9 protein-coding genes and 1 pseudogene are annotated in these 8,807 nt (G+C 62.3%); 4 read left to right on the top strand and 6 right to left on the bottom strand.

Annotation, left to right across the window (positions count from 1 at the left end; all coding sequences use genetic code 11):
• Positions 1 to 624 precede the first annotated feature (624 nt).
• On the top strand, positions 625 to 903 hold the full coding sequence (locus VL752_RS02640) for a DUF1778 domain-containing protein (protein ID WP_325352186.1): 279 nt from the start codon (positions 625 to 627) through the stop codon (positions 901 to 903).
• Positions 900 to 1,427 (top strand): GNAT family N-acetyltransferase, encoded by a 528-nt coding sequence (locus VL752_RS02635; protein WP_325352185.1) that lies wholly within the window; start codon positions 900 to 902, stop codon positions 1,425 to 1,427. Before VL752_RS02640 ends, VL752_RS02635 begins: the two co-directional genes overlap by 4 nt.
• A gap of 202 nt (positions 1,428 to 1,629) precedes the next feature.
• On the opposite strand, the pseudogene VL752_RS02630 reads toward VL752_RS02635, so the two are convergent.
• Together VL752_RS02630 and VL752_RS02625 are read right to left on the bottom strand one after the other, a co-directional pair.
• Positions 1,630 to 1,830: pseudogene (locus VL752_RS02630) on the bottom strand (transposase); the annotation flags it as partial.
• A 15-nt stretch (positions 1,831 to 1,845) separates the two neighbouring features.
• Positions 1,846 to 1,977, bottom strand: coding sequence for a hypothetical protein (locus VL752_RS02625; protein WP_325352184.1), 132 nt, complete (start codon positions 1,975 to 1,977; stop codon positions 1,846 to 1,848).
• Positions 1,978 to 3,093: 1,116 nt separating this feature from the next.
• Here VL752_RS02625 and VL752_RS02620 point away from each other — a divergent pair.
• Positions 3,094 to 3,951, top strand: a complete 858-nt coding sequence (locus tag VL752_RS02620; protein ID WP_325352183.1) for a hypothetical protein — start codon at positions 3,094 to 3,096, stop codon at positions 3,949 to 3,951.
• On the opposite strand, the gene VL752_RS02615 is transcribed toward VL752_RS02620, so the two are convergent.
• A complete protein-coding gene (locus tag VL752_RS02615; protein ID WP_325352182.1) occupies positions 3,941 to 4,516 on the bottom strand; it encodes a hypothetical protein in 576 nt (191 codons plus the stop codon). The two genes, VL752_RS02620 and VL752_RS02615, sit on opposite strands and share 11 nt — an antisense overlap.
• Before the next feature lie 650 nt (positions 4,517 to 5,166).
• Here VL752_RS02615 and VL752_RS02610 point away from each other — a divergent pair.
• Positions 5,167 to 6,603 (top strand): IS1182 family transposase, encoded by a 1,437-nt coding sequence (locus VL752_RS02610; protein ID WP_325352181.1) that lies wholly within the window; start codon positions 5,167 to 5,169, stop codon positions 6,601 to 6,603.
• A 444-nt stretch (positions 6,604 to 7,047) separates the two neighbouring features.
• On the opposite strand, the gene VL752_RS02605 is transcribed toward VL752_RS02610, so the two are convergent.
• The 3 genes from VL752_RS02605 to VL752_RS02595 all read right to left on the bottom strand — a co-directional run.
• Positions 7,048 to 7,506 carry a 3'-5' exonuclease gene (locus tag VL752_RS02605; RefSeq protein WP_325352180.1) on the bottom strand — a complete coding sequence of 153 codons (459 nt, stop codon included), beginning with the start codon at positions 7,504 to 7,506 and terminating at the stop codon, positions 7,048 to 7,050.
• An 81-nt stretch (positions 7,507 to 7,587) separates the two neighbouring features.
• The gene (locus VL752_RS02600) at positions 7,588 to 8,361 is read right to left on the bottom strand and encodes a DNA/RNA non-specific endonuclease (protein ID WP_325352179.1); all 774 of its coding nucleotides are present in this window, start codon (positions 8,359 to 8,361) and stop codon (positions 7,588 to 7,590) included.
• A gap of 79 nt (positions 8,362 to 8,440) precedes the next feature.
• A partial coding sequence (locus VL752_RS02595) for a hypothetical protein (RefSeq protein ID WP_325352178.1) occupies positions 8,441 to 8,807 on the bottom strand: 367 nt, incomplete at its 5' end.

Genomic DNA, 8,807 nt, shown 5'->3' with positions numbered 1-8,807 from the left:
GGATCGGCGCAAAGACGCCCATGATGCGCATGCTGTCGATGTCCTGGCGGCAGCCCCATTGCTGTCGGCCACGACGCTGGCCGGCGTGCTCGGGATCACCGTGAAGAACGCCATCCGCATCCTGGATACGTTGGTCGCGGTCGAGGTCACGCACCGCTCGAAACGCCGCCTCTTCGCCCTCGCAAGTTTGACGCCGATCCGGAACGTGGTGAAGCCGCCCTACAGGGCCAAGCAGGAGCGCGGCCGTGGACGGCCGAGGAATGAGAGGGAGCAGGCTGCTCCGGACACGGACCCTCCGCCTCTACAGTCTCTCACGCCCATGGAGCGTTGTGCCTTTGACTACACGGCCTTGGAGGACGCCATGGCCCATCTGGACGCCGTGGTTCGGCGCACACGACACGGCTCGGCGCCGAGGGAACCCATGATGCTCGAAGGGCCGGTCTCGAGTGGGGAAGTGCTACATGCACCGAGGGTGTGCGGTGATAGCAGGCTCCGGTGATCGATGACGGCGGGCGATCAGGTCCTTAGATAGTTGCCGCTGTACGCAATCAAGCCTCACAAAGATTGATAATCGGGATCACATTCTGTACGCTTTGGATGAGTACGGAGCCTGAGGAGACCATCATGCCGCGCAATGCTGTCGATGATAACGAAAGAATGAACCTTCGGGTCCGGCCGGAGGTGAAGGCGCGCCTGATTCGGGCGGCCGCGCTTCGCAATACCGATCTGACCAACTTCGTCACTCAATCGGCGCTGCGCGAGGCCGAAGCCGTGATCCATGAAGCCGAGGTTGTCACGGTCTCGGAACGCGACTTCACGCGGGTCATGGAGCTACTGGAAAATCCACCGGCGCCGAATGCGCGACTGCGAGCCGCTGCGCGGGCGTTGCCAAAATCCATATGACGCTGCCCGCATGGCATGAAGAGCCGATCGCGAAGGCGCTCGATCGGAAGGAGTTTGACTGCGGAGATGCCGAGCTGAACGAATTTCTCCAGAAACATGCGCGCAAGAGCCATGAGAGCGGAGGTGCGAAAACCTTCTGCGCGATCGACGACGCCAATCCCGGCCGGGTGCTCGGCTTCTATAGCCTCGTTCCCTCTTCCATCGCTTACGACCGGCTGCCGGGATCTGCGACTAAAGGCCTGCCGCGTCACGACGTGGGCGGTTTCCTGCTCGCACGCCTCGCCACACACAGGGAGCTGCAGGGGCAAGGGCTTGGCGGCCAACTCCTGCTCGCGGTCGGTAGGCGATGCCTGCGCGTTGCCGCCGAGGCCGGTGGCGTCGTCATGCTGATCGACGCCAAGAGCGACCGCGCCGTTGTCTGGTATGAAAGCTATGGAGCCCTGCGGCTCGCGGATGCGCCGCTGAAGCTAGCGTTGCCGTTGAAGACGGTGCGGGCCATCCTCGAAGAGGTCGGCAAGCTCTGATCGCTGTTCGGTTTCAAACTACCGCGGCGGAAGCCGGCGTCTGCAGGTTGTGGCCGGCAGATCCGACTATACGCCCGTCGCGAGACCGCAACAGCTCGTCCCCAGGCCGATCGGCACGGATCATCCAGGATTCCAGCGTCTTGCGAGGTCGAAGCTGTCATGCAGCCGCAACTGAGGCTCTGATTCACTTTTGGTGCAAACATCAGTTGTGCAGCGGCATCAACCTGGCGCGAAGCAGATCGACACCAGCACGATGGTACATGGCCCTCTTCAGCGTCTTGAGCCTGTTAATCTGGCCTTCGGTCTGTCCATTGCTCCACGTTTCCAGCAGGGCATTCCGCACGGCCTCGATGTCGTGCCGCAATGCCGTGGCAAAGCGCTTCATGCCATAGATGCCGGACCGGTGTGCATCCTTTAGCTAGGCGTCCAACTTTTCCACCGTGCCACCACGGAGCGGGCCGCGGAACCGCATCGCCAGGCGGCGCATGACCGGGAAATCAGTCGGGGCGGACTTGCGTGCATCGACGTTGACGATCTGCCGCGTGGTCATCTGGCGAGGAAGATTATGTTAAATTACTGCCGAGTTGGTCGACGCGGCCTCTGATGCGGGCACCCGACTGTCTCGCTAAAATTTATGCACCGCATGGCGCAAGGATATCGGGCATCAATCGGACCTTGCGGAGAACGACCGTGTCCCCCGAAGGCGTGGCCGCAGCTGTCCAGATTTCGTGATTGTCGGGGTTGCCGTGCTGGTAGACGTGACTGCCAATCTTGATGGTTTCCTGACGTCCAATCGCGCGAGCGACGTCACCGGCATTTAATATCAGCGTAGACCGCGACACGAACCCAATGGCGGTCTAAGCGCCGGCCGCCGTTTCAGCATCTCGCGAGCACCACCCCCTATGTATCCCCATCCGCATCGGCATGATCAAATCGAACCGCAGGTGTTTCGAAACCTAAATTGCGTCAGACCCACGCGTCGGTGGCGATCCCTGCCCTACCCTTCCACTGCAATTCGCTCTCGTTTTAGCGAAGGGCACAAGCTTGGCATGCTTGTCGCCCCCCCTTCCCCTTTGGCCGTTCGCATGCACACAGTATTCCTATGCGCGCATTCGCATCCTTTGAAGTAATGTCCAAATAACACTCGCCTATCTTCGACAAGACAGGTTATCGAAAGTAGGTTATCCGGCAAAGCCGGGGCAGGGGCCCACAAAAAATAAAAGGGTTATTTGACGGATAAGGCTATTATCCGTAAGTTCGCGTGTAACGCGTTGAGAGGACGGCTTCTTGCATCGCCCTTTCTGACTGGCGATGGACCGTCGCTAATCTCGATTTCTGGATCAAGCCACCTCCCATGGACGCCATCACCGACGATCCGCTGCGGCGACTGATCCGATGGTGTTGGCGGGTGCGCTCGCCGATGCCTCATCCGCTGTATCCCGCCTCGACCAGGCTCTTGCCGGCCATCCCCTGGCGAACGCCGTCCTCTACCGCGCCCGCGTGGACGCCGTCCGCCAGCAGGCCAGCGTGGATGGCCAGCTGATCGACCCATGGCACCTCGCCGCCACACTCGAAGGTCTGCGGCTGCGCATGGGCCCCTATCTCAGGATCATCGACTGCGGCGATATCCTGGATCGCGCGCGCCGCGCTCGCCTTGCATCAATGGATGGTCGAACCCGATTTCGACCAGGAAGGCGAAATCCAGCGCGCCGAAGCGATGCTGGCTATGCAGCCCGCCTCCCTGCCGCCGTTGATTGCCGCGGCAATGGGCTTCCGTGCATGGGTTGAGGCGGGGGAGACCCGGGCCTCGATGCGCGCGGCGATGATCCGCTTCTGGCGCAAGCATCACCTCCTCCGGCTGCCCGTGCCGCTCACCGGGGCGGCGTCCCTGCGCGCCGAGCAATCCTGGGATTGGGAGCTGTGGGCTCCGGCCTTTCTCGGCCCGATTGAGCGCGAGGCGGCGGATGGCCTCGACCTGCTGTACGCCCTCGAGCGCGCCTGGTTCTCAGCGCGGCGGGCGATGGCCGGTCGCCGCAAAGACGCGCACGACGCCCGGGCGGTCGATGTTCTGGGGGCCGCCCCTGTGCTGTCGGCGACGACTCTGGCCCGGGTGCTGGGCATCGCACTTAAGAATGCTATCCGCATCCTGGATACGCTGGTCGCGGCGGAGATCGCGGTCGAGGTCACCCATCGCTCGAAGCGGCGGCTCTTCGCGCTTGCGGGCCTGGCGCCGCTCCGGGAGGTGGTGAGACCGCCCTATCGACCCGAACCAGGGAGAGGCCCCGGCCGGCAGCGTTATGAGATCGAGCATGACGCGCCCGAGATGGCGCCCTCGCCGTTGCCACCCCTGACGCCGGTCGAGCGCCGGGCCTTCGATTACACGGCGCTCGAGGAGGCCATGGCACACCTGGATGTCGTCGTCCGTCAGGCCCGGCGTAATTTGGGCACCTCGGCCGAGGCCGGGCTTGGAACCGCGCATGAAGCCGCGACACAGCAACCGCTGGCAACTTTCCCTAAGGCTTGAGGGGGATCAAAGCCGTGACCTCTTGCTTGCGGTCCATCCAGGCTGCGGCCACGGGGCTCCGCCACGCAATCAACTCATGAATGCGCTGGTATTCATCGGCGATGTTCCGACTAAAAATCGGTTCGTGATGGGCGATCCGGTTGCGCAGGAGCCGGATTGCCTTCAGATCGCTGTGCGCCGTTGCCCGGGCCTGAGGGACCGGAAGCGACGCCGGGATGCCAGGAAATGACGACCGAAGGTGGGCGTTCCAAAGCCGGCTATCCTGCCCGGCGGTGAACAGCTGCTCCCAGAAAGCAAACTTCAGGTCAGCGACAACCTTGCCGGTCGTGGGCTGGCGAGCGGCCACCGACCGCAGGTCCGCTTCAGGATTGTAGTCGAAGCTTCGCCGCGGGCGGGGTAGACTGCGGAGAAAGCCATTGGACCAGGGCCAAGTGGCTCCATGAACCATCTCGATGGCCTCAACGACGCCATTACGCACCGCCACCTCGCAGACTTGGAGGGGGACGACGAAGGCGGCCGAGAGCGTTAGATTCCACTCGTAGAGGGCCAGCGCGCTCCCGGTCATTTCCGGTCGCTTGCAGGTAAGTGGCGAACCGCGGCGGGGATATGACAAAAGGGAGGTCGCGGATCTCCTCGGACGTGAACGGCATACGGGTCTCCCAGCAACGGGAGCCCCCAAGGCGTCAACCCATTGACTAAACGTAGTATCCGACCATATAGTGCAACATCGGCTTTGAGAATGCGGGCGAAAGCCCCCCCTCATCGTCAAAGGCTAACATGGAAAGCCCGCCTCTGGCGGGCTTTCTTCGTATGTGGCTCTGATCGGCAATCGCGAATTGGATTGGATGGCGTTCGCCAGCGCGGCAATAACCGCATAATTGCAGCGTGAGCAGGACCGATGACCTAGCCCGCGGGTTGCGGTGTTCAAAGAAATGGACGATGCGCGTTCACTGCGGCGATCTTCAGCCGCAAGCTCGTATCGCTGCGCGCCGACTTAGGGAAGGACCGGACCTGGTCGAGCCCTAGGCGAATGGTGATGCATCAAATTTCTGGTCGGCGCTCCCCTCTTGATTCCCAGGAGCTGACGAGGCGAAGGCCCTGCGGACGCTGCGGGTGGCGTTTCGACCGAGGCTGTGTGAAAACTGTCGGCAAAGGGTACCCAACCTGTCGCCGATGTGCGAGTCATGTGGGCGAAGCTGCACCGGAATCGCGACAATGACGCGCTACATTGAAGGCTTGGATCGGCGCCAGACTTTCTTGCTGCCAGAAGACGTCGACGACTACGTCGATGAGGACAATCCTGTTCGGGTGGTCGAGGCATTCGTCGAGAGGCTGGACTTGGCCGAGCTCGGGTTCAGGCGCGCCACTCCAGCGGAGACGGGACGCCCTGCTTTCCACCCAGGCACGCTGCTGAAGTTCTACATCTATGGCTATCTGAACCGCATTCCCTCCAGCCGCCGCCTGGAACGTGAAGCACGGCGGAATGTTGAACTGATGTGGTTGCTCGGCCGTCTCGTGCCCGACTTCAAGACGATCGCCGATTTTCGCCGCGACAACGGCCCGGCGATCCGAGCAACCTGCCGGCAGTTCGTTCTTCTCTGCCGCACCATGGGACTGCTCTCGGACGCACTTGCCGCCATTGACGGCAGCAAGTTCAAGGCGGTGAACAGCCGCGACAAGAACTTTACCCCGGCCAAGCTGCGCGCCCGTCTCAAGCAGGTCGAGGAGAGCATCGCCCGCTATATGGCGGCGATGGAGAGCGCCGATCGCCAGGAGGGGAGCGCGGCAAGCGGCAAGTCGGTCCGGCTGGCCGAGAAGATCGAAGTTCTGCACAAGCAGATGCAATGGTTGCAATCCCTGGAGGAGGCGATCAAGCAGGCGCCGGATCATCAGATCTCGTTGACCGACCCAGATGCGCGGTCGATGGCGACCAGCGGCAAGGGCACCGGGGTCGTTGGCTACAACGTCCAGTTCGCAGTCGATGCTGAGCATCATCTGATCGTGGCGCACGATGTCACCAATGTTGGCAATGACCGGGCGCAGCTTGTGTCGATGTCGCGGCAAGCGCGGGCGGCTGTCGGACGTGATCAACTGATGGTAATCGCTGACCGGGGCTACTTCTCCGGCAAGCAAATACTCACCGCTGAGAGCGAAGGCATCGTGCCCTATGTTCCCAGGACGCTAACCTCCAGTGCGATGGTCGCGGGCCGGTTTGGCAAACAGGACTTTGTCTATCTGCCGCGCAAGGACGTCTATCGCTGCCCCGCCGGCAAAGATCTGCCGTTCCGGTCCAACACCGTCGAGCACGACATGCTGATTAGGGTTTACTGGCGGGACGATTGCGGGAGCTGCGCAATCAAGCACCAGTGCACGACGGGCAAGGAGCGTCGCGTTAGGCGATGGGAGCACGAGGAAGTCCTGGAGGCGATGCAGAAGCGCCTTGATCAGGTCCCGCAGGCGATGTCGCTGCGACGGCAAACCGCCGAGCATCCGTTTGGCACGCTCAAGGCGTGGATGGGTGCCACGCACTTCCTGACACGAACGCTCAAGCGAGTTAGCACCGAAATGAGCTTCCAAGTATTGGCCTACAACATAAAGCGGGTACTCGCGATCATGGGGACTGGAGCACTCCTCCAAGCGATCCAAGCGTAAGGCCGAAGAGAATGCCGACCCTCCACGCGATCCTCACCGCGGCGCCCTATAACCATGCATCAGGTCGAGCGTTTTCACACAGCCTCGACCCAACCCGGACATAGGGACTGCATCGCCCAATGTCGCAGTTGGGTCGAGGGCCGTCGCTAGGACCTCTAACTACGTGGCCCAGATCCCTCGCAACATTCCGAGGCTCTCCTTCAAGCCACCAGGCGAAGGCAGCTGGAGTATTTTGGTGACGTCATTCGTGCTCATAAACGTCCAGCTTCCCGAACGTCGGTGGCCGCCATTGAAAGTCACCGGGTCAACGCATCCGGCGAGTTCCTATCATCTCAGCGGCGGCGTTTCTTTGACTTCGATGGGCGAATGCCGTCAGCGCCACATGCTGCGCATGCGTGCGCTGACATCGACCTTGACCTGGTTAAGGGCAGCCTGCCGTGCAACCTAGGTCGCAAGAACGGGCCAGGTCATGCGCTCGAACAACAGCAGCAGGCTGGCGGGAATGAACCGCGAGCGCGCAGCGTAGACGTGCCGGTCTCCCAGGGTCGAATGGCCGTAAGGAAAGAAGCCATGCGAGGTGATCAGGTGCAGCGTGTCTTTGTCGCGTGTCATCGCGACATAGAGCAGGCGTCGCTCCTCTTCGATCTCGGCAGTCGTGCCGGTGCCGAGATCCGACGGCATGCAGCCGTCCACCACGTTCAGCACGAAAACCGACTTCCATTCCTGGCCCTTGGCGACGTGAATAGTGGAGAGAATCAGGTAATTCTGGTCCAGCAGCGGCACACCCGCCTGGTCGCTTGTGGCATCCGGCGGGTCAAGGGTCGGGTCGGTCAGAAAGCGTGTGCGGGACGGGTAACCGGCTGCGATCTGCTCCAACCCAAGCAAGTCAGGGTGCCGGGCCAACCATGTTTCTCGTTTGTTCACAAGTTCGGTCGAGCGGACGCGTGAGATCTCGGGACCGGCGTCGCCCGGCCGGTGCCACCTTCAGCGCGGCGGCCAGTAGCGGCTGGGCTCGGGTGTCGGAAGATCAGGCGCCGTCGCGGCTTCCGTTGACGATAGCGCTGGAAAGGGATCAACGCCGACCAGATGGCTAAGCACAGCGATCGAGACGGAGCGACAATCGGGGGACATGGTATTGGTGCAGATCCAGGCGCCCGATCGACCTGCGCTCGGGTCGTAGATTGCCTTCCAGGTCGCACTCGGGATTCGCACGCGGCCATTCTTTGTCCACCCGTCGCTCGGCCGCAGCCACGGGCCGGTCACGATGTAAAGCTCGCCGTCGCGCTCCGCGAGCCGGCGCACAGCGCTTTCAATGCCTTCCCAGACGCCGCGGTTCAGTGCTGGCGTCTGCGGCACGACATTGGCCATAGAGAAAGTGTCGTCCTTTGCCCTTCGGCTCGCAATATCGCCGGCGGGTGCCATGTGGCCCCTGTCCCAGCCATGGTCATAATCGCTCGGATAGGCGCGATCTCCTGCAGGGAGTCGCTGTTCGGGATGGAAAGAGCCAGCCCGCGGTGTATGCGGTGACCGCCGGGCATACCGCGCCGTCAGGTGCTCCGCTGACCAGATTGGGTCGCGCGCTACACCCGAGACGAGTGCCGCGAAGGCGGTGAAGCAGATCTCGGTCTGGCGGCCCGGCTGCTGCGCGCCGATCGTCGGTGGCTGGCCGCCGGGAAAGAGACGGGAGCAGTCCCGTGCGTAGGCCTTGCCCGGGACCGCTAGGAGTATGCAGGCGAACAGCGGTGAAATGCGAGGCATCACGCTGTTTCGCCCGGCAGGGGCCTCATGTCGACCCTATGAAACTGTGATCGGTAGAAAGTTCGTCGGATCGCCATCTTCAGCGTCGAACCAGGTCACCTTGACCGTTGTGTGCTCCTTGTGTGGCGATGAGCCGTTGGGCTTCATCGCGGAACGCGTCCAGTTCGAACCGTCCAAGGCGCACCACCTGTTCCACGTCATCCCAGAAACTTGCTTCGGCGCTATCAACGGTCGCGAATTCGACCACTCCTCGGGCACCTATGGAGAGCGAAGGGCTCCGCAGGCCGTGAACGCAGAAGCGGGCGCGCTGGCAATCGCGTGCCTCAAACGCGGCGTTCAGTTTGGACAGCCATTCCATCCCAGCTGCGACATACTCATCGACTAGGATCAGGAGACCGTCGTCGCCGAACGCAAGACGGAGTTTCTCAATGAGCTGGACGTCAACC

The sequence above is a fragment of the Acidisoma sp. genome (genome assembly GCF_035492295.1).
In the GTDB taxonomy this organism is placed as follows: domain Bacteria; phylum Pseudomonadota; class Alphaproteobacteria; order Acetobacterales; family Acetobacteraceae; genus Acidisoma.
This window is presented reverse-complemented; position numbering and strand designations above follow the sequence as displayed.

Bases quoted from the DNA above. Each gene is read 5' to 3' on its own strand.
- VL752_RS02640 (WP_325352186.1), top strand. From the start codon at position 625: ATGCCGCGCAATGCTGTCGATGATAACGAAAGAATGAACCTTCGGGTC.
- VL752_RS02635 (WP_325352185.1), top strand. From the start codon at position 900: ATGACGCTGCCCGCATGGCATGAAGAGCCGATCGCGAAGGCGCTCGAT.
- VL752_RS02625 (WP_325352184.1), bottom strand. From the start codon at position 1,977: ATGACCACGCGGCAGATCGTCAACGTCGATGCACGCAAGTCCGCCCCG.
- VL752_RS02620 (WP_325352183.1), top strand. From the start codon at position 3,094: ATGGTCGAACCCGATTTCGACCAGGAAGGCGAAATCCAGCGCGCCGAA.
- VL752_RS02615 (WP_325352182.1), bottom strand. From the start codon at position 4,516: ATGACCGGGAGCGCGCTGGCCCTCTACGAGTGGAATCTAACGCTCTCG.
- VL752_RS02610 (WP_325352181.1), top strand. From the start codon at position 5,167: ATGACGCGCTACATTGAAGGCTTGGATCGGCGCCAGACTTTCTTGCTG.
- VL752_RS02600 (WP_325352179.1), bottom strand. From the start codon at position 8,361: ATGCCTCGCATTTCACCGCTGTTCGCCTGCATACTCCTAGCGGTCCCG.